Origin of the sequence: Streptococcus salivarius (assembly GCF_009738225.1) — a bacterium.
Taxonomy (GTDB): Bacteria; Bacillota; Bacilli; order Lactobacillales; family Streptococcaceae; genus Streptococcus.
The window spans coordinates 2,015,301-2,039,433 of sequence record NZ_CP018187.1 but is presented as its reverse complement, the minus strand read 5'-3'; the positions used below and the strand labels follow the sequence as shown (position 1 = coordinate 2,039,433).

At 40.3% G+C, this 24,133-nt stretch carries 24 protein-coding genes; 17 read left to right on the top strand and 7 right to left on the bottom strand.

Annotation, left to right across the window (positions count from 1 at the left end; genetic code table 11):
* The 7 genes from BSR19_RS09280 to gap all read left to right on the top strand — a co-directional run bounded on the left by BSR19_RS09280 (position 1) and on the right by gap (position 7,737).
* Positions 1-1,275, top strand: coding sequence for a DNA recombination protein RmuC (locus tag BSR19_RS09280; RefSeq protein ID WP_156247035.1), 1,275 nt, complete (start codon positions 1-3; stop codon positions 1,273-1,275).
* Complete coding sequence (locus BSR19_RS09275; protein ID WP_060973394.1) at positions 1,265-2,206, top strand: 3'-5' exoribonuclease YhaM family protein; 942 nt, start codon at positions 1,265-1,267, stop codon at positions 2,204-2,206. The genes BSR19_RS09280 and BSR19_RS09275 overlap by 11 nt, the downstream gene beginning before the upstream one ends.
* A gap of 93 nt (positions 2,207-2,299) precedes the next feature.
* On the top strand, positions 2,300-3,115 hold the full coding sequence (gene purR / locus BSR19_RS09270; RefSeq protein WP_060973393.1) for a pur operon repressor: 816 nt from the start codon (positions 2,300-2,302) through the stop codon (positions 3,113-3,115).
* Positions 3,116-3,342: 227 nt separating this feature from the next.
* Entirely contained in the window at positions 3,343-3,756 is a 414-nt protein-coding gene (gene rpsL / locus BSR19_RS09265) for a 30S ribosomal protein S12 (protein WP_002884809.1), read from the top strand.
* Between the two features lie 18 nt (positions 3,757-3,774).
* Positions 3,775-4,245: a 30S ribosomal protein S7 gene (gene rpsG, locus BSR19_RS09260; protein WP_002884746.1), complete on the top strand. Its 471-nt coding sequence runs from the start codon at positions 3,775-3,777 to the stop codon at positions 4,243-4,245.
* A 212-nt stretch (positions 4,246-4,457) separates the two neighbouring features.
* Positions 4,458-6,539, top strand: a complete 2,082-nt coding sequence (gene fusA / locus BSR19_RS09255; RefSeq protein WP_002891917.1) for an elongation factor G — start codon at positions 4,458-4,460, stop codon at positions 6,537-6,539.
* Between the two features lie 187 nt (positions 6,540-6,726).
* Complete coding sequence (gene gap, locus BSR19_RS09250) at positions 6,727-7,737, top strand: type I glyceraldehyde-3-phosphate dehydrogenase (protein ID WP_002884461.1); 1,011 nt, start codon at positions 6,727-6,729, stop codon at positions 7,735-7,737.
* Positions 7,738-7,850: 113 nt separating this feature from the next.
* On the opposite strand, the gene BSR19_RS09245 is transcribed toward gap, so the two are convergent.
* Entirely contained in the window at positions 7,851-8,555 is a 705-nt protein-coding gene (locus BSR19_RS09245; protein ID WP_060973392.1) for a hypothetical protein, read from the bottom strand.
* 141 nt (positions 8,556-8,696) lie between these two features.
* Here BSR19_RS09245 and BSR19_RS09240 point away from each other — a divergent pair, with 141 nt between their 5' ends.
* The 5 genes from BSR19_RS09240 to BSR19_RS09220 all read left to right on the top strand — a co-directional run bounded on the left by BSR19_RS09240 (position 8,697) and on the right by BSR19_RS09220 (position 13,347).
* A complete protein-coding gene (locus BSR19_RS09240) occupies positions 8,697-9,896 on the top strand; it encodes a phosphoglycerate kinase (protein ID WP_002884739.1) in 1,200 nt (399 codons plus the stop codon).
* 188 nt (positions 9,897-10,084) lie between these two features.
* The gene (locus BSR19_RS09235) at positions 10,085-10,588 is read left to right on the top strand and encodes an FUSC family protein (protein WP_037602725.1); all 504 of its coding nucleotides are present in this window, start codon (positions 10,085-10,087) and stop codon (positions 10,586-10,588) included.
* Positions 10,589-10,761: 173 nt separating this feature from the next.
* Positions 10,762-11,136, top strand: a complete 375-nt coding sequence (locus tag BSR19_RS09230) for a MerR family transcriptional regulator (protein ID WP_008535631.1) — start codon at positions 10,762-10,764, stop codon at positions 11,134-11,136.
* A gap of 48 nt (positions 11,137-11,184) precedes the next feature.
* Positions 11,185-12,528 (top strand): type I glutamate--ammonia ligase, encoded by a 1,344-nt coding sequence (gene glnA / locus BSR19_RS09225; protein ID WP_002884322.1) that lies wholly within the window; start codon positions 11,185-11,187, stop codon positions 12,526-12,528.
* 186 nt (positions 12,529-12,714) lie between these two features.
* Complete coding sequence (locus BSR19_RS09220; RefSeq protein ID WP_002891908.1) at positions 12,715-13,347, top strand: CHAP domain-containing protein; 633 nt, start codon at positions 12,715-12,717, stop codon at positions 13,345-13,347.
* A gap of 100 nt (positions 13,348-13,447) precedes the next feature.
* On the opposite strand, the gene rnjA is transcribed toward BSR19_RS09220, so the two are convergent.
* Both rnjA and BSR19_RS09210 read right to left on the bottom strand, forming a co-directional pair.
* Positions 13,448-15,130 carry a ribonuclease J1 gene (gene rnjA, locus BSR19_RS09215; RefSeq protein WP_002884294.1) on the bottom strand — a complete coding sequence of 561 codons (1,683 nt, stop codon included), beginning with the start codon at positions 15,128-15,130 and terminating at the stop codon, positions 13,448-13,450.
* Between the two features lie 4 nt (positions 15,131-15,134).
* The gene (locus BSR19_RS09210; RefSeq protein WP_002884752.1) at positions 15,135-15,365 is read right to left on the bottom strand and encodes a DNA-dependent RNA polymerase subunit epsilon; all 231 of its coding nucleotides are present in this window, start codon (positions 15,363-15,365) and stop codon (positions 15,135-15,137) included.
* A 260-nt stretch (positions 15,366-15,625) separates the two neighbouring features.
* On the opposite strand from BSR19_RS09210, the gene tsaB reads away from it, so the two are divergent.
* Genes tsaB through BSR19_RS09185 form a run of 5 tightly spaced genes read left to right on the top strand, consistent with a single transcriptional unit; the run spans position 15,626 to position 18,797 of the window.
* The gene (gene tsaB, locus BSR19_RS09205; protein ID WP_060973391.1) at positions 15,626-16,312 is read left to right on the top strand and encodes a tRNA (adenosine(37)-N6)-threonylcarbamoyltransferase complex dimerization subunit type 1 TsaB; all 687 of its coding nucleotides are present in this window, start codon (positions 15,626-15,628) and stop codon (positions 16,310-16,312) included.
* The gene (rimI, locus tag BSR19_RS09200) at positions 16,272-16,727 is read left to right on the top strand and encodes a ribosomal protein S18-alanine N-acetyltransferase (RefSeq protein ID WP_060973390.1); all 456 of its coding nucleotides are present in this window, start codon (positions 16,272-16,274) and stop codon (positions 16,725-16,727) included. The genes tsaB and rimI overlap by 41 nt, the downstream gene beginning before the upstream one ends.
* Positions 16,727-17,740 (top strand): tRNA (adenosine(37)-N6)-threonylcarbamoyltransferase complex transferase subunit TsaD, encoded by a 1,014-nt coding sequence (gene tsaD, locus BSR19_RS09195; protein WP_060973389.1) that lies wholly within the window; start codon positions 16,727-16,729, stop codon positions 17,738-17,740. The genes rimI and tsaD overlap by 1 nt, the downstream gene beginning before the upstream one ends.
* A gap of 51 nt (positions 17,741-17,791) precedes the next feature.
* Positions 17,792-18,484, top strand: a complete 693-nt coding sequence (locus BSR19_RS09190; protein ID WP_156247034.1) for an AzlC family ABC transporter permease — start codon at positions 17,792-17,794, stop codon at positions 18,482-18,484.
* Positions 18,471-18,797: an AzlD domain-containing protein gene (locus tag BSR19_RS09185; protein ID WP_060973388.1), complete on the top strand. Its 327-nt coding sequence runs from the start codon at positions 18,471-18,473 to the stop codon at positions 18,795-18,797. The genes BSR19_RS09190 and BSR19_RS09185 overlap by 14 nt, the downstream gene beginning before the upstream one ends.
* 87 nt (positions 18,798-18,884) lie before the next feature.
* Here the strand turns inward: BSR19_RS09185 and BSR19_RS09180 are convergent, their stop codons facing one another.
* The 4 genes from BSR19_RS09180 to rnhC form a co-directional block, all read right to left on the bottom strand.
* On the bottom strand, positions 18,885-19,820 hold the full coding sequence (locus tag BSR19_RS09180) for an IS30 family transposase (protein ID WP_156246646.1): 936 nt from the start codon (positions 19,818-19,820) through the stop codon (positions 18,885-18,887).
* 89 nt (positions 19,821-19,909) lie between these two features.
* The gene (gene recD2, locus BSR19_RS09170) at positions 19,910-22,414 is read right to left on the bottom strand and encodes an SF1B family DNA helicase RecD2 (protein ID WP_060972422.1); all 2,505 of its coding nucleotides are present in this window, start codon (positions 22,412-22,414) and stop codon (positions 19,910-19,912) included.
* 60 nt (positions 22,415-22,474) lie between these two features.
* Entirely contained in the window at positions 22,475-23,098 is a 624-nt protein-coding gene (gene lepB, locus BSR19_RS09165; protein ID WP_013991198.1) for a signal peptidase I, read from the bottom strand.
* An 18-nt stretch (positions 23,099-23,116) separates the two neighbouring features.
* The gene (gene rnhC, locus BSR19_RS09160) at positions 23,117-24,007 is read right to left on the bottom strand and encodes a ribonuclease HIII (RefSeq protein WP_060972421.1); all 891 of its coding nucleotides are present in this window, start codon (positions 24,005-24,007) and stop codon (positions 23,117-23,119) included.
* Between the last annotated feature and the right edge of the window lie 126 nt (positions 24,008-24,133).

Sequence of the window (24,133 nt, the reverse complement as noted above, 5' to 3'; positions counted from 1 at the left end):
ATGATCTATCTACTTACACTTTTAACTTTATTAAGCTTTGGGATTCTTATTGTTCTTTTCTTGAGAAATATGGAGTTAAAAGAACAGATTAATAAGAGTTTGGAAGAAAATGCAGATAATCTTTCAGATCAAATTTCGTTTCAATTGGAAAGTTTTGCTAAGACAAACCAACTGGAAACGACAAAGCAATTGAACCAATTGCAGATGGAACTATATCAACAGTTGACAGATATCCGAGAAGTTTTACATCAAAATTTGTCTGATAATCGAGACCGTTCTGACCAACGTCTTGAGCAAATAAACCAAAGCTTAACCAAAGCTGTTAAAGATATGCAGGATTCCAATGAGAAACGTTTGGAACAAATGCGTCAGACAGTTGAAGAGAAACTTGAGCAAACCCTACAAACACGTTTACAAGCCTCTTTTGAGACAGTTTCAAGACAGTTAGAGTCAGTTAACCAGGGCTTAGGGGAAATGAAAAATGTAGCCAAGGATGTCGGAAGTCTTAACAAGGTCCTTTCAAATACAAAAACACGAGGCATTCTGGGAGAGCTTCAATTAGGACAAATTATTGAAGACATATTGACTGTTAATCAGTACGAACGAGAATTTCCTACGGTATCAGGTTCAAGTGAACGAGTTGAATATGCAATCAAAATGCCAGGAAACCATAAAGACGAATATATCTACCTTCCCATTGATTCTAAGTTTCCTTTGGAAGATTACTATCGTCTGGAAGATGCTTATGAGTCTGGTAATAAAGAGGAAATTGAGAATCACCGTAAGTCTCTTTTGACTAGTATTAAGCGATTTGCCAAGGATATTAACAAGAAGTATCTTAACCCACCTGAAACCACAAATTTTGGTATATTATTTTTGCCGACGGAAGGACTTTATGCTGAGGTAGTACGCCAACCAGCCTTCTTTGATGCCCTTCGTCGCGAGGAGAATATTGTTATCGCAGGGCCGTCAACTTTATCAGCACTCTTGAATTCATTGTCCGTAGGATTTAGAACTTTGAATATTCAAAAGAATGCAGATGATATTAGTAAGGTTTTAGGCAATGTCAAACTAGAATTTAGCAAGTTTGGAGATATGTTAGCTAAAGCTCAGAGACAATTGAATACAGCAAGTAAAACAGTCGATAGTCTTCTCAACACAAGGAGTAGGGCAATTGTTAGAGCTCTTGATACAATTGAAACCTATCAAGACAGTGCGACACAAAGTTCGTTAGATTTACCACGATTAGAAAACGAGGACAAGCATGAAGATTAATCAAATGAAAAAAGACGAGTATTTTGAAGGTTTTTATCTGATTAAGCGTGCAGAGGTACGTAAGACAAGAGCAGGAAAGGATTATATTGCCTTTACTTTTCAGGATGATACTGGAGAGATTTCAGGAAACCTGTGGGATGCTCAGCCTTATAATGTCGAAGAATTTACCGCAGGTAAAGTAGTGCATATGGAGGGGCGTCGAGAAGTTTATAATAATACTCCTCAGGTAAACCAAATAACCTTACGCTTGCCTACATTTGGTGAGACAAATGATCCAGCTGATTTCAAAGAGAAACCACCGGTAAATCCTACTGAAGTACGCGAATACCTAGAGCAAATGATTTTCAAGATTGAGGAAGCAACTTGGCAGCGTGTTGTTCGTGCTCTTTATCGAAAGTATAATAAAGAGTTTTTCACTTTTCCAGCTGCTAAAACAAATCACCATGCTTTTGAAAGTGGACTAGCCTATCATACGGCTACTATGGTTCGCCTAGCGGACAGCATTGGAGATATTTATCCAGAGCTCAATAAGAGTCTACTTTTTGCAGGGATTATGCTTCATGATTTAGCTAAGGTTATTGAACTTACTGGTCCTGAAAACACTGAGTATACGGTTCGTGGGAACTTAATTGGTCATATTGCCTTGATTGATGAAGAAATTACCAAGGTCCTTGTGGAACTTAATATTGACGATACGCGTGAGGATGTCGTTGTTTTGCGTCATGTTATTCTCAGCCACCACGGACAACTGGAGTATGGTAGCCCAGTTCGCCCGCGTATTATGGAAGCAGAAATTATTCATATGATTGATAATCTTGATGCCAGTATGATGATGATGACGACAGCTCTTAACCTAGTAGGACCAGGAGAAATGACAAATCGTCTCTTTGCTATGGATAATCGTTCCTTCTACAAGCCAAAATTTGATTAAAATCGAAATTAAGCGAGCATTTTATATGAAAATGTTCGTTTTTTGCTGTATTATGGTATAATAGTTAAAAAGTACAGAAAATATAGGTAACATATGAAATTAAAACGAAGTGAACGCATGGTAGTGATTTCAAACTACCTAATTAATAATCCCTATCAATTGACAAGTCTCAATACTTTTGCAGAGCGATATGAAGCTGCTAAGTCTTCAATCTCAGAAGATGTTGCTATCATTAAAAAAGCTTTTGAGGAAAGTCAAATAGGAGAAATCGAAACAGTAACTGGTGCATCTGGCGGTGTTATGTTTACACCGACCATTTCTGATGAAGATGCAAGAAGTCTGGTTGAAGATCTTTGTAAACGTCTTTCAGAGAGTGATCGTATCTTACCAGGTGGTTATCTCTACCTATCTGATTTATTGAGTACACCGTCTATTTTGAAAAATGTTGGTCGTATCATTGCCAGTGCCTTTAAGGGACAAAAAATTGATGCCGTTATGACTGTAGCAACTAAAGGAGTTCCTTTAGCAAATGCAGTAGCAGATGTCTTAAACATTCCGTTTGTTATTGTTCGTCGTGACTTAAAAATTACAGAAGGTTCAACTGTATCGGTAAACTACGTTAGTGGTTCAAGTGACCGTATTGAAAAGATGTTCCTTTCAAAACGTAGTTTGAAACCCAATAGCCGCGTCCTTATTGTTGACGATTTTCTTAAAGGTGGTGGTACCATTACGGGTATGATTAGCTTGCTTTCAGAATTTGATAGTGAGTTAGTAGGTGTAGCTGTATTCGCAGAAAATGCCAAAGGTGATCGTGATATCCATGACTATAAATCATTACTTACGGTTTCTGATATTGATGTAAAAGCACAGAAGGTAGAAGTTGAAGTTGGTAATATTTTTGACAAGTAATTAATCCACGATATTATTCCTAATTTGATGATTAGGAATTTTTCTTTTTAACAAGAAACTGTTGACAATAACCATCGAAAAATGATATTATATTAGACGGTACTTTTTACTTTTGGTCTCTCAAAAGTGTACAGAGACGTGCTGACATAAGTTGCAAAAGTACACACAGATATGGGCTGTCACCAAGTGCCATATCAACCAAAAATAAAAAACACAGGAGAATGTAGATGCCTACAATTAACCAATTGGTTCGTAAACCACGTCAATCAAAAGTTGTTAAATCTAAATCACCAGCTTTGAACGTTGGTTACAACAGCCACAAAAAAGTTCAAACTAACGTATCTTCACCACAAAAACGTGGTGTTGCAACACGTGTTGGAACAATGACACCTAAGAAACCTAACTCAGCCCTTCGTAAATTCGCTCGTGTACGTTTGAGCAACCTTATTGAAGTTACTGCTTACATCCCAGGTATCGGACACAACCTCCAAGAACACAGCGTTGTTCTTATCCGTGGTGGACGTGTAAAAGACCTTCCAGGGGTACGTTACCACATCGTCCGTGGTGCACTTGATACTGCAGGTGTAGCTGATCGTAAACAAAGCCGTTCTAAATACGGTGCTAAACGTCCTAAAGGATAAGAAGGGAGATAAGATAAAATGAGTCGTAAAAATAGAGCGCCTAAACGCGAAGTATTGGCAGATCCATTGTACAATTCAAAAATCGTTACACGTCTTATCAACCGTGTAATGCTTGACGGTAAACGTGGTACTGCTGCAACAATCGTATACGATGCTTTCGAGCAAATTAAAGAAGCAACTGGAAACGATGCTCTTGAAGTATTTGAAACAGCTATGGACAACATCATGCCTGTACTTGAAGTACGTGCACGTCGTGTCGGTGGTTCAAACTACCAAGTCCCAGTTGAAGTTCGTCCAGAACGTCGTACAACTCTTGGTCTTCGTTGGTTGGTTAACGCATCACGTGCGCGTGGTGAACACACTATGAAAGATCGTCTTGCAAAAGAAATCATGGATGCTGCAAACAACACTGGTGCATCAGTTAAGAAACGTGAAGATACTCACAAAATGGCTGAAGCAAACCGTGCCTTTGCACACTTCCGCTGGTAATCATAAGTTTCAAGCTGAATTACAGTCATATATTCATAAGCTTAGATTATGGATTTGTAATAAGCTGACTTTGAATTCAAATAATATCATTCATATCATTTGAAAACCAGTTAAATATTAGTGAAAAAACGGGTAGGTCCTGCCTATCCGTTTTTTGACAATAATGTTATAATAAATAAGTAAACTAAAATATTTATAGGAGAATAAACCTAATGGCACGCGAATTTTCACTTGCAAAAACTCGTAATATCGGTATCATGGCCCACGTCGATGCCGGTAAAACAACTACAACAGAGCGTATCCTTTACTACACTGGTAAAATCCACAAAATCGGTGAAACTCACGAAGGTGCATCACAAATGGACTGGATGGAGCAAGAACAAGAACGTGGTATCACAATCACATCTGCCGCTACAACAGCACAATGGGATGGTCACCGCGTTAACATCATCGATACACCAGGACACGTGGACTTCACAATCGAAGTACAACGTTCACTCCGTGTATTGGATGGTGCCGTAACCGTTCTTGACTCTCAATCAGGTGTAGAACCTCAAACTGAAACAGTTTGGCGTCAAGCAACTGAGTATGGTGTTCCACGTATCGTATTTGCCAACAAAATGGATAAAATCGGTGCAGACTTCCTTTACTCAGTAAGCACACTTCACGATCGCCTTCAAGCAAACGCACACCCAATCCAATTGCCAATTGGTGCTGAAGATGATTTCCGTGGTATCATTGACTTGATTAAAATGAAAGCTGAAATCTATACTAATGACCTTGGTACAGATATTCTTGAAGAAGATATTCCAGCAGATTACGTTGATCAAGCAAACGAATACCGTGAAAAATTGATCGAAGCAGTTGCTGAAACTGACGAAGATTTGATGATGAAATACCTTGAAGGTGAAGAAATCACTAACGAGGAATTGAAAGCAGCTATCCGTCGTGCAACAATCAATGTTGAATTTTTCCCAGTTCTTTGTGGTTCTGCCTTCAAGAACAAAGGTGTTCAATTGATGCTTGATGCGGTTATCGATTACCTTCCAAGCCCACTTGATATCCCTGCAATCAAAGGTATCAACCCAGATACAGACGAAGAAGAAACTCGTCCAGCATCTGATGATGAGCCATTTGCAGCTCTTGCCTTCAAGATCATGACTGACCCATTTGTAGGTCGTTTGACATTTATCCGTGTTTACTCAGGTATCCTTCAATCAGGTTCATACGTAATGAACACATCTAAAGGTAAACGTGAACGTATCGGACGTATCCTTCAAATGCACGCTAACAGCCGTCAAGAAATTGAACAAGTATATGCCGGTGATATCGCTGCTGCTATCGGTTTGAAAGATACTACAACTGGTGACTCATTGACTGATGAAAAAGCTAAAGTTATTCTTGAGTCAATCGAAGTTCCAGAACCAGTTATCCAATTGATGGTTGAGCCTAAGACTAAAGCTGACCAAGATAAGATGGGTATCGGTCTTCAAAAACTTGCTGAAGAAGATCCAACATTCCGTGTTGAAACTAACCCTGAAACTGGTGAAACAGTTATCTCTGGTATGGGTGAACTTCACCTTGATGTCCTTGTTGACCGTTTGAAACGTGAACACAAAGTTGAAGCAAACGTAGGTGCTCCACAAGTATCATACCGTGAAACATTCCGTGCAGCTACACAAGCACGTGGTTTCTTCAAACGTCAATCTGGTGGTAAAGGTCAGTTTGGTGATGTTTGGATTGAATTTACTCCAAATGAAGAAGGTAAAGGTTTCGAATTCGAAAATGCTATCGTCGGTGGTGTGGTTCCACGTGAATTCATCCCTGCAGTAGAAAAAGGATTGGAAGAATCTATGGCTAACGGTGTCCTTGCTGGATACCCAATGGTTGATATCAAAGCTAAACTTTACGATGGTTCATACCACGATGTCGACTCATCTGAAACTGCCTTCAAGATTGCTGCGTCTCTTGCACTTAAAGAAGCTGCTAAGACTGCACAACCAACTATCCTTGAACCAATGATGCTTGTAACAATCACTGTTCCTGAAGAAAACCTTGGTGATGTTATGGGTCACGTTACAGCTCGTCGTGGACGTGTTGATGGTATGGAAGCACATGGTAACAGCCAAATTGTTCGTGCATATGTTCCACTTGCTGAAATGTTCGGTTATGCAACAACACTTCGTTCTGCAACTCAAGGACGTGGTACATTCATGATGGTATTTGACCACTATGAAGATGTTCCTAAATCAGTTCAAGAAGAAATCATCAAGAAAAATTCTGGTGAAGCTTAATTAGAACTTATAAAGTTAAGGTACTTATGAAAGTAAGTGCCTTTTCTATTTGCAATTTTTTGAAAAAAATTATATAATATGACTGTTGAAAGGTTGAATTGAAAGCGCTCAAGTTAATCTTTTCACAATAGGGAGAGCTTGCTCTCAAAATTATATTTATTTGATTTTCATAAGGAGGAAATCACTAATGGTAGTTAAAGTTGGTATTAACGGTTTCGGTCGTATCGGTCGTCTTGCTTTCCGTCGTATCCAAAACGTAGAAGGTGTTGAAGTTACACGCATCAACGACCTTACAGATCCAGTTATGCTTGCACACTTGTTGAAATACGACACAACTCAAGGTCGTTTCGACGGTACTGTTGAAGTTAAAGATGGTGGATTTGAAGTTAACGGTAAATTCGTTAAAGTTTCTGCTGAACGTGACCCAGAACAAATTGACTGGGCTAACGACGGTGTAGAAATCGTTCTTGAAGCAACTGGTTTCTTTGCTAAGAAAGATGCTGCTGAAAAACACTTGCACGAAGGTGGAGCTAAGAAAGTTGTTATCACTGCTCCTGGTGGAAACGATGTTAAAACAATCGTATTTAACACTAACCACGACATCCTTGACGGTACTGAAACAGTTATCTCAGGTGCTTCATGTACTACAAACTGCTTGGCTCCAATGGCTAAAGCATTGCAAGATAACTTCGGTGTTAAACAAGGTTTGATGACTACTATCCACGCTTACACTGGTGACCAAATGATCCTTGACGGACCACACCGTGGTGGTGACCTTCGTCGTGCACGTGCTGGTGCTGCAAACATCGTTCCTAACTCAACTGGTGCTGCTAAAGCTATCGGTTTGGTTATCCCAGAATTGAACGGTAAACTTGACGGTGCTGCACAACGTGTTCCAGTTCCAACTGGATCAGTTACTGAATTGGTAGCAGTTCTTGAAAAAGACGTTACTGTTGATGAAGTGAACGCAGCTATGAAAGCAGCTTCAAACGAATCATTCGGTTACACTGAAGATCCAATCGTATCTTCAGATATCGTAGGTATTTCTTACGGTTCATTGTTTGATGCAACTCAAACTAAAGTACAAACTGTTGATGGTAAACAATTGGTTAAAGTTGTTTCTTGGTACGACAACGAAATGTCATACACTTCACAACTTGTACGTACTCTTGAATACTTCGCGAAAATCGCTAAATAATTCAATTGTATAAAAAGAAGAGCTTCGGCTCTTTTTTTTTATTTCTCAAAATAATAAAACAGGCGTATAAATTGGCTGTTATAATCTCAGTAGTATTGTGATTTATGAATAAGCTAGAAGGAATTCCAAATAAGTAGAAAGAGCATGACACAACCCCAGGAGTTTTTATTGTGTTTTTGAATGGCTAGCATACCATAAATTAGTATAAAAACGGTAAGTGCTTCAAATAAGGTATAGATATCAAAACCAATGATTCCATGGATAAGAAGGCAAAAAATCGCACAAGTTATTGCTCCACTATCTAACCAAGAGTAAGGAGATGGAAAACGTATGCGTATCTTTTCAGCGATGACTACATAGTTAAATCCTTCCCAGAATCCCCAAATAAGACAGATGAATAGGTATGCTAGGATATTACTAGGAAATGATTGTATCATTACTTCTTTTGTTAATTGTATTGATTGAAGAGGTAGATAGGAATGAATCTGGTGAGTAACTACTTTCAATATGATAAGTGGTAAGGCTATAAGAAGAGATTGAAAAAGGGTAGGAACTAGATTTTTTGTGATTAATCTAAAGTATCTGAAAGATTCTTTACGATAAAGCATAACAGTGCTGGTTCCCAAGCCTGCAATGGCAAATTGACAACTGGCTAATAAGATTAATCGAAGCCATAGTGGTACTGAGGTTTGCTTAGTGTAGGAAAAAAGAGTTGGTTTAAAAGTAAGAAAGAGTAGAAGAGGAACAAGGGTAAGAATGAGGATTACATTTAGATCATAGTCAGCTTGTTGCTGCCTATTGTTTAGTTGTTTTTTCATAGCTTTTTTACCTTTCTATTTTGATTATATGATAAATGTATTATACTAGCAATAAGCTAGAAATCCTTCTGATTTTGCTATCTCTTTTATGCATTTTGTGATATAATGAAAACGTATTAAAAAATTAAGGAGTCTGATCAAATGGCTAAATTGACTGTTAAAGATGTTGACTTGAAAGGGAAAAAAGTTCTCGTTCGTGTTGACTTCAACGTACCTGTAAAAGATGGCGTGATCACTAACGATAACCGTATCACTGCTGCTCTTCCAACTATTAAGTACATTCTTGAACAAGGCGGACGTGCAATCCTCTTCTCTCACCTTGGACGTGTAAAAGAAGAAGCTGATAAGGAAGGAAAATCACTTGCTCCTGTAGCCGCTGACTTGGCTGCGAAATTGGGTCAAGACGTTAAATTTATCCCAGGCGTTACACGTGGTGCAGAATTGGAAGCAGCTGTTAATGCTCTTGAAGATGGACAAGTTCTCTTGGTTGAAAACACTCGTTTTGAAGATGTTGATGGCAAGAAAGAATCTAAAAACGATCCTGAACTTGGTAAATACTGGGCATCACTTGGAGATGGTATCTTCGTAAACGATGCATTCGGTACAGCTCACCGTGCACACGCATCTAACGTTGGTATCTCAGCAAATGTTGACAAAGCTGTTGCTGGCTTCCTTCTTGAAAACGAAATTGCTTACATTAAAGAAGCAGTTGAAACTCCAGAACGTCCATTCGTAGCTATCCTTGGTGGTTCTAAAGTATCTGATAAGATTGGTGTTATCGAAAACCTTCTTGCAAAAGCTGATAAAGTTCTTATCGGTGGTGGTATGACTTACACGTTCTACAAAGCACAAGGTATCGAAATCGGTAACTCACTTGTAGAAGAAGATAAACTTGATGTTGCTAAAGCTCTTCTTGAAAAATCAAACGGTAAATTGATCTTGCCAGTTGACTCAAAAGAAGCTAATGCATTTGCTGACTACACTGAAGTGAAAGACACTGAAGGTGAAGCAGTAGACCCAGGTTTCCTTGGTTTGGATATCGGTCCTAAATCAATTGCTGAATTCGATAAAGCCTTGACTGGTGCGAAAACAGTTGTATGGAACGGACCTATGGGTGTATTTGAAAACCCTGACTTCCAAGCTGGTACAATCGGTGTGATGGACGCTATCGTAAAACAACCAGGCGTTAAATCAATCATCGGTGGTGGTGATTCAGCTGCCGCAGCTATCAACCTTGGTCGTGCAGATAAATTCTCATGGATCTCTACTGGTGGTGGTGCTTCTATGGAACTTCTTGAAGGTAAAGAACTTCCAGGATTGGCTGCACTTACTGATAAATAAGTCTATTAGAATGATAAGAGTTGGGAAACCAACTCTTTTTTGTGTCATCTCATTGAGTGTTTGATAGAGGCTAAAACTATTATTGGAAAGTAAGTTTCTCTCTAAAAATTGGCGATTATTAGTTAGAACTTTGCAGTAACATACTGTATAAGTAGCCAAATGGTTCATAATCATGTTAAAATGGTAAAATGGGATTGAAATTTGAACCGAAAAAATTTAAATTTGGTATGCGTACACTTAAGACGGGACTTGCTGTCTTTCTTGTTTTAGGTCTTTTTTCTGCTTTAGGTTGGGAAGGGCTTCAGATTGGTTGTTTGACAGCAGTCTTTAGTCTTCGAGAAAACTTTGATAGAAGTATTCAGTTTGGTAAATCACGTATTTTTGCGAATACGGTTGGAGGTCTTTTGTCGTTATTATTTTACTTTGTGAATATGTGGTTTCATCATTCAGTTTGGGTGACCTTGCTATTGGTTCCAATTTTGACAATGTTAACGATTGTCATTAATGTGTCTTTTAATAATGCTTCTGGTGTTATTGGTGGTGTGGCTGCACTTTTGATTATTACCTTGTCTATTCCGCCTGATAATACCTTTACTTATGTTATTGCTAGAGTCTTTGAAACTTTCTGTGGAGTCTTTATAGCAATCCTTGTCAATTATGATTATGATTGGCTACTTAAACATTTAAAATAAGAATGATAGGGTTCTATTGGACTCTATTTTTTATGATTTTTCGATAAAATCCTTAAATTAGAGCGAATATACAATGTAATGTTCGGTAATTGCTTATTGTGTAAGAAAAAGTGACATAAACTGTTGACATGTAGAAATATTCAGAATATAATTGTTAGGAAAGGAGGATGATCATGGCAAGAGAGAAAGAATTAAGGCGTTCTCTAGCTGTTTTTCCGATTGGAACAGTTATGAAGTTGACGGATTTAACCGCTCGTCAAATTCGTTACTATGAAGATCAAGGTTTAATTCAACCTGAACGTACAGCTGGAAATCGTCGGATGTACTCATTAAATGATATGGATCGTTTATTGGAAATCAAAGATTTTTTGGATGATGGTTACAATATTGCAGCGATTAAACATGAGTACGAAGAGCGTGAAGTTCGTGCCCAACAAAAACAAGTGGCTTTAACAGATGCGGACGTTCGACGTATCTTGCATGATGAACTCCTTCAGCAAGGCCGTTTTACGACCCCGTCACAACAATTTGGTAACTTGCGTATCTAATTACGCTTTGAACTTTTATTTTTGGTTTTTATAAAGGAGACCCCTATTATGGCAATCACAGCAGCTGATATTCGTCGCGAAGTCAAAGAGAAGAATGTTACTTTCTTGCGTTTAATGTTCTCTGATATCCTTGGTGTTATGAAGAACGTTGAAATTCCTGCGACAGATGAACAGTTGGATAAGGTACTTTCAAATAAAGCTATGTTTGATGGTTCATCAATCGAGGGATTTGTTCGTATCAACGAATCTGATATGTATCTTTACCCAGATCTTGATACGTGGACAGTTTTCCCTTGGGGCGATGAAAATGGTGCAGTAGCTGGTCTTATTTGTGATATCTATACTTCTGCGGGTGAACCATTTGCTGGTGACCCTCGTGGTAACTTGAAAAAAGCTTTGCGTCATATGGAAGAAGTTGGTTATAAATCATTTAACCTTGGACCAGAACCAGAATTTTTCCTTTTCAAATTAGATGAGCAAGGTAATCCTACGCTTGAAGTTAACGATAAAGGTGGTTATTTTGACCTTGCTCCAACTGACCTTGCAGACAACACACGTCGTGAAATCGTTAATGTGTTGACAGAAATGGGATTTGATGTTGAGGCATCTCACCATGAAGTGGCGGTTGGTCAACATGAAATCGACTTCAAGTATACAGATGTTTTGAAGGCTTGTGATAATATCCAAATTTTCAAATTGGTTGTTAAGACAATCGCTCGCAAACATGGTCTTTATGCGACATTTATGGCGAAACCTAAATATGGTATTGCTGGTAGCGGTATGCACTGTAACATGTCTCTCTTCACTGAAGAAGGAAATGCATTCTTTGATCCAGAGGATCCACGTGGTATGCAATTGTCTCAAGACGCTTACTACTTCCTTGGTGGTTTGATGAAACATGCATACAACTATACTGCAATTATTAACCCAACAGTTAACTCTTACAAACGTTTGGTTCCTGGATATGAAGCTCCTGTATATATTGCATGGGCAGGTAGCAACCGTTCACCATTGATCCGCGTTCCTGCGTCTCGTGGTATGGGTACGCGTTTGGAATTGCGTTCGGTAGACCCAATGGCAAACCCATACTTGGCACTTGCTGTTCTTTTGGAAGCTGGTCTTGATGGTATTATTAACAAGATTGATGCTCCAGATCCAGTTGAAACAAACATTTACTCAATGTCTCCTGAAGAACGTAAAGAAGCAGGTATTATTGATTTGCCATCAACACTTCGTAACGCCCTTAAAGCATTGGAAACAGATGAAGTGGTTCGTCAAGCTTTGGGTAATCATATCTATACAAACTTCCTTGATGCGAAACGTATGGAATGGGCAAGCTATGCTACCTTTGTTTCACAATGGGAAATTGATAACTACTTGGACATTTATTAAGGAATTAAATTTGAAAATCAGGTTATGCCTGGTTTTCTTTTTCTTTTAAATTTATTAAGTTCTTGGACAAATTACGTAGTTTTAACTGAGCTGTTTTCTTTTGTCATATTTCTTTATTCCTCCTTAATCGCATTAAAATATGAGAGTGTTAAACTAATTTCATATTAATCTTATTCAGGGGGAAATATGAAAACTACAAAAAAAGCTGCTTTGGCAGCAGCCTCAAGTGCATTATTGCTCGGTCTTACAGTCGCACAAACAGTTAATGCTGATACTTATACAGTTCAAAATGGAGATTCATTCTTCGGGATTGCTAGTCAATATGGTGTAGATCCTTATCAATTAGCAGCTGAAAATGGCATGACTATTTGGTCAACAATTGTTCCTGGTGGAAGCTTGGAAGTTTCAGGAGCTACTACGGCAGTTGAAGAAACAACAGAAGTTTCTTCTTCAGAGGTAACAGCTACTGATTCAGATGCTACTTGGAATCGTTATCCAGTTGGTCAATGTACATGGGGTGTTAAGGAAGTAGCTCCATGGGCAAGTAACTGGTGGGGTAATGGTGGCGATTGGGCCGGAAGCGCTGCTAGCCAAGGTTATGCTGTAGGTTCAACACCTGTGACAGGATCAATTGTATGTTGGACTGATGGTGGTTATGGTCACGTTGGTTATGTAACACAAGTTGGTCAAGATGGTCAAATTCAAATCTTGGAGTCAAATTATCAAGGTCAACAACAAATCAATAACTATCGTGGTTGGTTTGATCCACAAAATTCACTAACACCAGGTTCAGTATCTTACATTTATCCAGGTGCATAAAACGAAAAGAAGCGCTTATAGCGCTTTTTTACTTACTGAAGGATTGTGTATTGGACTAGATTTAAACTTAAAAAATGGTAGCTAGATGGCTACCATTTTTTTATTTATCAGGTGTGAGAATCATTGGAATAATGATTGGTTCACGTTCTGTTTTTTCATATAGGAATGGTCGTAAAGCATTGACGATAGCTCCGTTAACAGATTGGATGCTAGCATCTTTATTCTTAAGAGCGATACGAATAGCATTGAATAGAATGCGTTGGCTTTCGCGGATAAGATCGCCAGATTCACGCATATAGATGAAGCCACGACTGAGGATGTCTGGACCAGCTAGAATCATCTTAGACTTGAAGTCAACAGTAGCTACGGCAAGTACGACACCATCTTCAGAAAGATCACGACGGTCACGAAGAACCGCGGCTCCGATATCCCCAATACCATTACCATCAACATAGATATCTTGGGCATTGAAGTGACCTGCACGACGAGCAGAGTCTTTTGTTAGGGCTAAGACATCACCATTTTCCATAATGAAGATATTATCTTTTGGAACGCCACAATCAACAGCAAGACCTGCGTGGACTTTCTGCATGCGGTATTCACCGTGAACAGGCATGAAGAATTTTGGTTTGATCAAACGAAGCATTAGTTTTTGCTCTTGTTGACCACCGTGTCCAGAGGTATGGATATTGTTGATTTTACCGTGGATAACATCAACACCAGCTTCTTGAATGGTATTAATCAGACGGTTAACGCTAGTGGTGTTCCCTGGAATAGGACTAGATGAGAAGATGACAGTGTCACCAGGTTGTAGTGTCACTTGGCGGTGCATCCCATTGGCGATACGTGCAAGGGCCGCCATAGGCTCCCCTTGAGAACCGGTACACATGATGAGGATCTCACTGGCGTGGTAGTTTTTCATTTCACTAGGATCAATGATAGTCCCTTTTGGAACCTTGATGTAACCTAATTCAACCCCATTGACAATGGCTTTTTCCATAGAACGTCCGAAGACAACAATCTTACGGCCAGTTTTTACAGCGGCTTCGGCAGCTTGTTGAAGACGGAAAATGTTTGAGGCAAATGAGGCAAAAATAATACGTCCGTGGATGCCTTCAATAATTTTCATAATGGATTGGCCAACAACCTTCTCGGAATTAGTGAAAGTTGGTACTTCAGCATTGGTTGAGTCTGAGAGGAGGCAAAGAACACCTTCCTCACCAAGTGCAGCCATACGGTGAAGGTCTGCTGGTTCACCTACTGGGGTGAAGTCGAACTTAAAGTCACCGGTACACACAATTTTACCTTGAGGTGTATGGATGACAATACCGAGAGGTTCTGGAATTGAGTGAGTAGTGCGGAAGAAGGTCACGCTCATATTTTTGAAAGTAAGCTCTGTATTAGCATTAATTTCGTAGAGTTGTGCGTCACGAAGTAGTCCGTGTTCTTCCAATTTTCCTTTGATAAGAGCAAGAGCAAGCGGTCCTGCATAAATTGGGATATTTGCCTGTTTAAGAAGGAAGGGAATCCCACCAATATGGTCTTCGTGACCGTGGGTAATGACAAGTGCCTTTACACGATCAACGTTTTCAACGATGTAAGAATAGTCTGGGATGACATAGTCGATTCCGAGAAGATCGTCTTCGGGGAATTTAATACCCGCATCGACGATGATAATCTCATCTTGGTATTCAATACCATAGGTGTTTTTACCGATTTCCCCCAAACCACCAATCGCATAAACCCCAACTTCTTCAGGTTTTAGATTGATTTTTGATGCCATGGTCTTAGAACTCCGTTACTTCAAAAACGCCTGTTTCTTTTTCGTATTCAAGGGCTTTTTCTGAGAGGAGCTCGATGAATTCGATGTTATAGGCAGTGTTTTTTTCGATGATTTGACGAGCTTGGATACGTCCCTCAAGTTCAGTTTCTGCATCGATATCTAGGTAGAGTGATTTTGTCTGTTCACGGCGTGGATTACGCTCTTTAGTTTCTTGGTAAAAGACTTTATAAATCATGGTTTTCCTTTCTTTCCAAAAGGCTCTGCCATTCTATAAAAAAACCGGTCAAGTTAATCTTTCTATGATTTACTTGACGTTATGATATTCACTTTATGAGTAATAGCTAGTAGCCTTGATTCGTTTAACAATTACTATTATTGTACCATAAGATAAGGGCTAGATAAAGAAAATGGCGGAAAAAGTTGGAAAATGTTCGTTTCTGGGAAACAGTGACTTGTGTTATAATAGAAAAGCATAAAAGGAAACAAGGAAAAAAGATGAAAATATTAGCATTTGATACTTCTAGCACTGCTTTATCAGTAGCCTTGTTGGAAGATGAGAAACTAGTGGCAGAGACAACTGTCACAGTAAAAAAGAACCACAGTATTAGTCTAATGCCCACCATTGATTTTTTAGTTGCTCAGGCAGGCTGGCAGCCGTCTGATTTAGAACGTATTGTGGTTGCACAGGGGCCTGGATCCTACACCGGGCTTCGTGTGGCTGTCGCAACAGCTAAGACGTTAGCCTATGCGCTTGACATTGATTTAGTGGGGGTTTCAAGTCTACAGGCGCTGACAAACCTTTCGGTTGACGGTGTTGTGATTCCTATCATGGATGCCCGTCGTAATAATGTTTACGTTGGTTTTTATGAAAATGGTCAGGCTATCGTTCCTGATCGTCATGCTGCCTTTACAGATGTTCTTGAGCAAGCTAAAGTTTATGAAAAGGTGACATTTGTCGGTGAAGTAGCTCATTTTGTGGATCAGATTAAGGAAAGTCTTCCAGAGGCAACGATCTTGTCTAACCTTCCATCAGCTCAGTTAATTGGTCTTTTAGGCTTGTCCTTGCCTTCTGTTGATGTGGATGCTTTTGTTCCACATTACTTGAAGCGGGTTGAGGCAGAGGAGAATTGGCTTAAGACGCATGAGGAGACTAACCGTGACAACTACATCAAGCGCGTCTAGACTGAGTAGCCAAGAGCAAGCCCAACTGATTTATCAGATTTTGTCGGATGTTTATGACAAGTCTCCGTGGACGATGGAACAAGTCGTAGCAGACTTGGCTTTAGATACTACGGAATATTTCTATGTGTATGATCAGGAAGAAGTTGTTGGTTTTTTAGCCCTTCAAAATTTGGTGGGTGAGCTCGAGGTGACCAATATCGCCGTTTTAAAAGCTTATCAAGGGCGTGGTTATGCTAGTCAGTTGATGAAGCATTTGGAAGATCGTAGTGAGCCTATATTTCTAGAAGTGAGGACTTCAAATCAAGTCGCTCAAGCGCTTTATAAAAAATTTGGTTTTGAAAGTCTAGGAATTCGGAAAAATTATTATCATGAGCCTCAAGAAGATGCAGTTATCATGAGGCGAGAGGAAGTCTAATGGCAGATAGATTTATTTTGGCAGTGGAGAGCTCGTGTGACGAGACTTCAGTTGCCGTTTTGAAAAATGAGAAGGAACTTTTGAGTAATATTATTGCCAGTCAGGTGGAAAGCCATAAACGTTTTGGTGGTGTTGTCCCTGAGGTGGCTAGTCGTCACCATGTGGAAGTGGTGACTCTTTGCATTAAGGATGCCCTTTCAGAGGCGGGTATTACTGCTGAACAACTAGATGCTGTAGCAGTAACCTATGGTCCTGGTTTGGTCGGAGCGCTCTTGGTCGGGATGGCAGCGGCTAAGGCCTTCGCTTGGGCACATGGATTGCCTTTGATTCCAGTTAATCATATGGCTGGGCATCTTATGGCAGCGCGTGAGGTGCAAGAGTTGGAATACCCCCTCCTAGCCCTTTTGGTGTCTGGTGGACACACAGAGTTGGTTTATGTGTCAGAACCAGGAAATTACAAGATTGTTGGTGAGACACGTGATGATGCAGTTGGTGAGGCCTATGACAAGGTCGGGCGTGTGATGGGTTTGACCTACCCAGCTGGGCGTGAAATTGATGAATTGGCTCATAAAGGGAAAGATGTTTATGATTTTCCACGCGCTATGATTAAGGAAGACCACTTGGAGTTTTCATTTTCAGGCCTAAAGTCAGCTTTCATCAATTTGCATCACAATGCAGAACAGAAGGGAGAAGTTCTAGTCAAAGAGGACCTTTGTGCTTCCTTCCAAGCTGCTGTGTTGGATATTCTCCTAGCTAAGACTAAGAAAGCCTTGGAACGTTATCCTGTTAAGACACTTGTTGTTGCTGGTGGCGTAGCAGCTAATCAGGGCTTACGTGAACGTTTGGCTGAAGAAATTACGGATGTAGATGTGGTTATTCCGCCTTTACGTCTCTGTGGTGATAATGCTGGCATGATTGCCCTAGCAGCTGCCATTGAATGTGATCAGAAACATTTTGCTGAGTTGGACTTGAATGCAAAACCAAGTCTTGCCTTTGCAGGATTTGAAGAATAAGAAGAACCTCTTACTAGTCTGGTAAGAGGTTCCTTTAGAAAGGAATTGAGTATGTCTGCCTTTCGTTTAGGTGTAAAAGCTGCAGTACCGACAGCCCTAGGATATGTGGCTATTGGCCTAGCCTTTGGTGTTGTAGCGGCGGCTTCTGGTCTATCGGCCCTTGAGGTTGGCCTCATGTGTGCCTTGGTCTATGGTGGCTCGGCTCAGTTTGCTATGTGTGCATTAGTAGTTGCAGGAGCTAGCCTTGGTGAGTTAACCTTGACTGTTTTCTTAGTTAATTTGCGTAACATGTTGATGAGTTTACATGCAACGACGATTTTTACAAAAACAAGCCTCTGGAATCAGCTGGGAATTGGTAGTCTGATTACGGATGAAAGTTATGGTGTCTTGTTGGGAGAATATGTGCATCATAAAGATATTTCTGCGAACTGGATGCATGGGAACAATATTTTCAGCTATCTAGTTTGGATTGTATCATCAGTTGTTGGGTGTTTGATTGGTTCTATGATTTCTAATCCTGAGCTTTTTGGTTTGGATTTTGCCTTGATTGCCATGTTTATAGGTTTGTTAAGTAGTCAGATAGATGCTTTGTTAGGTAAAGGCGTACGTAAGCTATTCTTGATTTTACTATCTATTGCTGTGGCTTATCTGAGCTTTAGTGTCCTCTTGTCGGAATCTTTGGCTGTTTTAGTGGCTACTTTAGTTGGATGTAGTGTGGGGGTGATGTGTGATGGTCGTCAATAAGTTTATTCTCATTGCCATTCTACTTGGGTTTGTGGTTAGCTGGGTGCCCCGTGTTCTCCCCTTTGTTTTAGTGAAATACAAGGGTTTACCAGATATCGTTGTTCGATTTTTGTACTACTTACCAGTTTCTATCCTCTTTACTCTGATTCTCTCTAGTCTCACGACTGAGAAGATTGGTCACTTGCCACAGTTTAAGTGGATGGAAATACTGGCTACTGTGCCAACGGTAATTGTAGCATTTAAGAGCAAAAATCTGCTCTATGCAGTAATCGTCGGTATAGTGTCTATGGCCCTGATTCGTTTAGTGTTTTAGTAAATGAAAAGACTTGGAGTTGCTCTTAGTGAGTTGCTTTCCAAGTCTTTTTTAGTTATTGATAAATTGCAAGAATAAGTGCAACATTTACTCGAACTCATCCTCTAGAGCTTCACAAGCAGTTCTGTAAGCTAAACATTTTCGCGGTCTGTGATTGATATCATATAAGGCTTTGTTCAAAGCCTCCTCAGAGATAGCGGCTAAATCTGTTTTCTTTGGGAAATATTCTCTTAGTAAGCCATTTGCGTTTTCATTGCTTCCTCTCTGCCAGGATGAATAGGCGTCCGCAAAGAAAAAGGAAGTTCCTAAGTTCTCTACCAGAGGATAGCAGGCAAACTCTTTTCCCCTGTCTGAAGTGAAGGTTTTAAGAGCCTCTTTTGGAAATAGCTTACAAAGTTGTTTGATGGCTAAAAACATGGATTTGGCTGTTCTGTCTGGTATCTTGAAAGCTAAGTAAAAGCGCGTTTTTCGCTCCAGAAAGGTCGCTAAACAGCCCCTGCTTTTGCCTCTGGAAGACACCACAGTATCAAGCTCCCAGTGGCCAAAAGTCTCACGATTCCTGACCTCTTTAGGACGTTTGGCAATTGATGTGCCAATCCTAAATGTCCCACGTGTTTCTTTGGGTTGTCGAGTCTTTCCTTTACGACGCAGGACGCTTAAATCCAGATCAATCAAACCGGCGTAGAGCCAGTTATAGATGGTTTTAAAAGCTACCATTGGCTTTTGTTCAAGCTGATAGCGGCCACAAATCTGTTCAGGCGACCAGGAGGATTTTAAACCGTCCTCAATTTCCTTTTTCAACTCTGGTGTCAAACAAGACTTCCGACCTTTTTGTTTAGCCCTGTGGTCGTACTGTTCCTGTGCTAAGGCTGCGGAATAGCCATTTTGGCATCGTCTTAACTCTCTTGAGATGGTGGATCTATGTACGCCAAGTTTGTTGGCAATTTGGCAAGGTTTCAAACCTAATTCCAAATAGGCTTCTATCTTTATTCGCTCGGTTATGGTAAGATGGGAGTAGCTCATAGTGTTTCCTCGGGTTCTGTTTGTGTGGTTACTTACAGTTTACACCAATGAAACGCTATGAGTTTTTTTGTTGCACTATATTTTACAATTTATCTATTGTTAAAAAAGGCAGCAATATCGTCTTCACTGAGACCAATCATTGGATCTATAGTTGACCAATTATCTTCCGTTAAACGATAGTTTTCTTCGGTTTGCACAGGTTTGTTAACAGACTTATCCACAGGCTGTGAATAAGTGTTAATAAGAGTTGGAGATGGATTTATATTTCCCGAAATATCTTTGTTTTCAAGGGGTTCTGAGGATCCGTTGTTTTCCTTTTTGGTTTGATTGGATGCGTCTGTTGCCTCGTTTGTAACAATCTTCTCGACAGACTTATCAACAGCTTGTGTATAAGTTTGTTCAAAACGTTGGATGAGATAAGTATTTCGTTTAGCCCCCTCGTTGTGAACAGCATAATCGAAGGCTGCGATTTCCCCTAGCATGACTAGTTTACTCTTGGCGCGTGTGATTGCGGTGTAAATGAGATTACGTTGTAGCATACGCCCACTTTGGCGTGTGATGGGAAGGATAACGACTGGGAACTCACTCCCTTGGGATTTGTGGATTGACATAGCATAGGCCAGAGTAATCTTATTCCATTCGTTACGAGGATAGATAACCTCATTGCCGTCGAAGGACATGTAAATTTCGTCCTGTTTGCTTTCAGTATATTTACCAGGAATGAGATCAGTAATGACTCCGATGTCGCCATTGAAGACATTGAGTTCTGTATCGTTGACCAGATGGAGAATCTTGTCGTTCTTGCGGAAGAAGATATCATTAAAGGCGAACTGATTGGCCTTTTCTTGGGGATTAAGTAGGTCTTGCATAATGGTATTGAGATTGTTAATACCAGCCTGTCCTCGGTACATGGGGGCTAGAATCTGAACATCCTGAGCTGCAATCCCACTCTTTATCGCAGCAGAGACGATTTTAGGAACCATCTGTGGAATATGGTTGGCCTTGGCCTCAAAGTAAGAGCGGTCAGCCTTTTTCTCTGTGAAATCAGCGGGTAGTTGGCCTTGGCGCATCTGGCTAGCTAGGGTAACGATAGTGGAATCCTCGGATTGTCTGAAAATTTTGGTTAGGGAAACCTTAGGCAAGTTATCAATCTGCAAAAGGTCAGCCAAGACTTGGCCAGGGCCTACGGAAGGTAGTTGGTCTTGGTCACCCACAATGATAACTTGGGTTGAATCAGAGATACTTTCAAAGAGTTGATTGGCCAACCAAGTATCAACCATAGAGAACTCATCGATGATAATCAAATCGCAATCGAGATAGTCCTCTAAGGTCTTAAAATCGTCCTCGCTATTGAGGCCTAAATGTCTATGAATAGTGGCGCTAGGGAGTTGGGTGAGTTCGTTCATCCGACGAGCAGCCCGTCCCGTTGGTGCTGCTAAAATAATAGGTAAATCAGACTTTTTGAGATCTAGGCCATGAAGGTCAGCATAGGTTTTAATAATGCCGTTAATAACAGTGGTTTTCCCTGTTCCGGGACCACCTGTCAGGATGAAGACCTTACTTTGTAGGGCTTTGATAATGGCATCTTTTTGAACCTTATCATAAGTAATACCAAGCTCCTCTTCCACCCCTTCAAGGCTGTCTAAGATTTTGTCTTCAGAGCTGACGTCAGGTTGGTCCTTCATGATACGAGTTAGGTGGGTATAGATGCCCTGTTCCGCAAAATATAGGGTATTATCAAAGATTTTAGTCTCTACATTTTGCACCTTATCCTCTTGGATAAGATTGGTTAATTGGTTAGCGACCAAGGCGGGGTCAAGTTCAATCGGACGAGCACCTTCCAAAAGAATGATGGTCCGTTCAAGCAAGGCTTTGGCTTCTATGTAGGTATCGCCTTCTTCCATACTGGCTTCTAGTAGACAATGAATCAAGGCTGCTCGTAAACGCTCAGGGGCATCACTAGCAATTCCAAGACGTTCAGCTAGTTGGTCGGCCATTTTAAAACCGATTCCTTGAATCTCCTCTACTAATAGATAAGGGTGTTCCTCAATAAGATTTAGTGACTCTTCCTTATATTGGTTGAAAATTTGTGAGGCGGCCTTTGGTGTGAGGCCATAGCTAGAAAGTTTGGACAGGATTTGCTCGGCTCCATAATTGATTTTTAACTTAGCAACAAAGGCTTCTCGATTGACCTTGGATAGGTTGGGAATCTGCTCTAACTCGCTAGGATCCTCGAGAATCTTGTCAATAGGGTCTTCTCCGTAAATTTCGACAATACGCTCGGCCGTTTTCTTACCGATTCCTTTGAAATTGTCGCTGGCAAAATATTTGATAAGACCGCTGGCAGAAGGTTTTGAACGCTCGTAGCGGGTCATTTGTAGCTGTTCCCCATATTTAGGGTGATTGGTTAGTTGGCCCCAGAAGGTATAGTCTTCACCCTCCATGACATCCCCCATAGTTCCTGTGACAATGATTTCGTAGTCTTCAAAATCACTGTCCGTTTCGTCAATCTCTAAGAGTAAGATACGAAAAAAATTACTAGTGTTTTCGAAAATGACGCGTTCGATAGTTCCTGAAAAATAAAATTCTTGCATGTGTTTTTCCTAGATACATAATAAGGCTGGGTTTCCCCAACCTTATCTTATTTAGTGGTTTTAGTTGTCTTCAACGGTACCAATTTTATTAAGTGGCCAGAAGCGGAATTTGACTTCCCCTACAAGAGCACTCTTGTCAAAGTAACCAACTTCGCGGCTATCTTTTGAAACGATACGGTTATCTCCAAGTAGGAAATATTTGCCTTCAGGAACAGTAACAGAGAAAGTAGTGTTTTTGTCCGCGTTGACAGTGAAGGCCTTAGATTCTTTAGCCAGTTGTTGGAAGTAATCGCGGTATGCATACTCTTTTTGTAGCTTATCTTTGGCAAAGGCAGCCTGGAATTCTTTGAGGTATTCTTCCTTGACTTCTTTACCGTTGACAGTAAGTTTATCGTTTTGATAGGTAATGGTATCACCTGGCATCCCAATGACACGTTTTACGATTTGTTTCGTCTTACCATTTTCAACCTCCTTGGCAACGACAATATCAAAGCGTTCAATGGACGTGTGTTTCAAAACAATAACACGCTGGTTATTGGCGAGAGTTGGATCCATTGAGTGGCCGTCAACCTGAACAGGAAGCCAGAGGAAGAGGCGAGTCAAGAGGAAGAATGTGATAAAGAGGATAAAGAGTCCCCATTCACGAAGGAAAATGAGAAAGTATTGGGTCCATTTGTTTTTCATAGTTAAGGCCTTTCAGGGTTATTTTAAGCGTTGGTAGGCTTTTTTAGTATTGGCGAAATGATATTTAGCAGTAGCTTGGAGAGCCTGATCTCCGTAGGCTTGAAGAAGCTTGGCTGCGATCTGGTCAGACTTAGCACCAGCACCTGAAGGAAGGGTGTAGCCAACCTCTTGGCTGAGTTTGTCCAAATTTTCCAGGAAGAGATTGCGAGCGATGATAGAGCTCACCGCGACAGCTAAGTATTTCCCCTCAGCCTTTTCTTCTAAAGTAATAGGAAAGTCAAAGCGATTGCGTTCATTCTTGAGGTATTTTTGATAATTTTTCTCACTGGTGAAGGCATCAATGACAATCTTATCTGGTTTAGCACCTGATTGTAACAATAGGAAGATAGCCTGATTATGGAGGGCTACTTTAACGGACACAGCATTATGACTCTTACCGTCTCCAACCACTTCATTGTATTTTCTAGGCGAAAGAAGGAGTGCCTTGTGAGGAATTTTCTCCTTCAAAATAGGTGCGATCTGACGAATCTTGATATCGTTAAGATTTTTAGAATCATCAACTCCTAGAGATTTCAAAAAGGCATGGTCAGCTGGGGTAACTAGACTAGCTACAACAGCTAGACCACCAAAATAGGAGCCATTTCCGACTTCGTCTGATCCAATTAGGGCTAGGTTTTGCCCATCAGGTGAATGCTCAGGTTCAGCTTGGTATCCAAAACGGCTAGCTAGGATTTCTGGCTTAGCACCTTGGAAAGTTACCTTTCCTGAAGTATAGGCGATGACACTTATTCCATCGACCTTGGCTGAAAAACTTGCATAAGGATTTTTAGTAGCAGTCGCATAGCTTGCTAGGTCCTTCTGGAGTGTCGAAATCTGCTCTGCTGTCATTTTTAATACGATTGTGCCCATGAAATCTATTTTAGCACAAAAAAGGAGAATTGGTAGATATTTTACAGACTCGGAATCCCTGAAAATTATTTTTCTAGAGAAGTGCAAAGTCTAAAATTTACGAAAGTTAAAATTTAGGATATAATG

Coding starts and splice junctions, on each gene's coding strand:
- BSR19_RS09280 (WP_156247035.1), top strand. CDS start 1: ATGATCTATCTACTTACACTTTTAACTTTATTAAGCTTTGGGATTCTT.
- BSR19_RS09275 (WP_060973394.1), top strand. CDS start 1,265: ATGAAGATTAATCAAATGAAAAAAGACGAGTATTTTGAAGGTTTTTAT.
- purR (WP_060973393.1), top strand. CDS start 2,300: ATGAAATTAAAACGAAGTGAACGCATGGTAGTGATTTCAAACTACCTA.
- rpsL (WP_002884809.1), top strand. CDS start 3,343: ATGCCTACAATTAACCAATTGGTTCGTAAACCACGTCAATCAAAAGTT.
- rpsG (WP_002884746.1), top strand. CDS start 3,775: ATGAGTCGTAAAAATAGAGCGCCTAAACGCGAAGTATTGGCAGATCCA.
- fusA (WP_002891917.1), top strand. CDS start 4,458: ATGGCACGCGAATTTTCACTTGCAAAAACTCGTAATATCGGTATCATG.
- gap (WP_002884461.1), top strand. CDS start 6,727: ATGGTAGTTAAAGTTGGTATTAACGGTTTCGGTCGTATCGGTCGTCTT.
- BSR19_RS09245 (WP_060973392.1), bottom strand. CDS start 8,555: ATGAAAAAACAACTAAACAATAGGCAGCAACAAGCTGACTATGATCTA.
- BSR19_RS09240 (WP_002884739.1), top strand. CDS start 8,697: ATGGCTAAATTGACTGTTAAAGATGTTGACTTGAAAGGGAAAAAAGTT.
- BSR19_RS09235 (WP_037602725.1), top strand. CDS start 10,085: ATGGGATTGAAATTTGAACCGAAAAAATTTAAATTTGGTATGCGTACA.
- BSR19_RS09230 (WP_008535631.1), top strand. CDS start 10,762: ATGGCAAGAGAGAAAGAATTAAGGCGTTCTCTAGCTGTTTTTCCGATT.
- glnA (WP_002884322.1), top strand. CDS start 11,185: ATGGCAATCACAGCAGCTGATATTCGTCGCGAAGTCAAAGAGAAGAAT.
- BSR19_RS09220 (WP_002891908.1), top strand. CDS start 12,715: ATGAAAACTACAAAAAAAGCTGCTTTGGCAGCAGCCTCAAGTGCATTA.
- rnjA (WP_002884294.1), bottom strand. CDS start 15,130: ATGGCATCAAAAATCAATCTAAAACCTGAAGAAGTTGGGGTTTATGCG.
- BSR19_RS09210 (WP_002884752.1), bottom strand. CDS start 15,365: ATGATTTATAAAGTCTTTTACCAAGAAACTAAAGAGCGTAATCCACGC.
- tsaB (WP_060973391.1), top strand. CDS start 15,626: ATGAAAATATTAGCATTTGATACTTCTAGCACTGCTTTATCAGTAGCC.
- rimI (WP_060973390.1), top strand. CDS start 16,272: ATGAGGAGACTAACCGTGACAACTACATCAAGCGCGTCTAGACTGAGT.
- tsaD (WP_060973389.1), top strand. CDS start 16,727: ATGGCAGATAGATTTATTTTGGCAGTGGAGAGCTCGTGTGACGAGACT.
- BSR19_RS09190 (WP_156247034.1), top strand. CDS start 17,792: ATGTCTGCCTTTCGTTTAGGTGTAAAAGCTGCAGTACCGACAGCCCTA.
- BSR19_RS09185 (WP_060973388.1), top strand. CDS start 18,471: ATGGTCGTCAATAAGTTTATTCTCATTGCCATTCTACTTGGGTTTGTG.
- BSR19_RS09180 (WP_156246646.1), bottom strand. CDS start 19,820: ATGAGCTACTCCCATCTTACCATAACCGAGCGAATAAAGATAGAAGCC.
- recD2 (WP_060972422.1), bottom strand. CDS start 22,414: ATGCAAGAATTTTATTTTTCAGGAACTATCGAACGCGTCATTTTCGAA.
- lepB (WP_013991198.1), bottom strand. CDS start 23,098: ATGAAAAACAAATGGACCCAATACTTTCTCATTTTCCTTCGTGAATGG.
- rnhC (WP_060972421.1), bottom strand. CDS start 24,007: ATGGGCACAATCGTATTAAAAATGACAGCAGAGCAGATTTCGACACTC.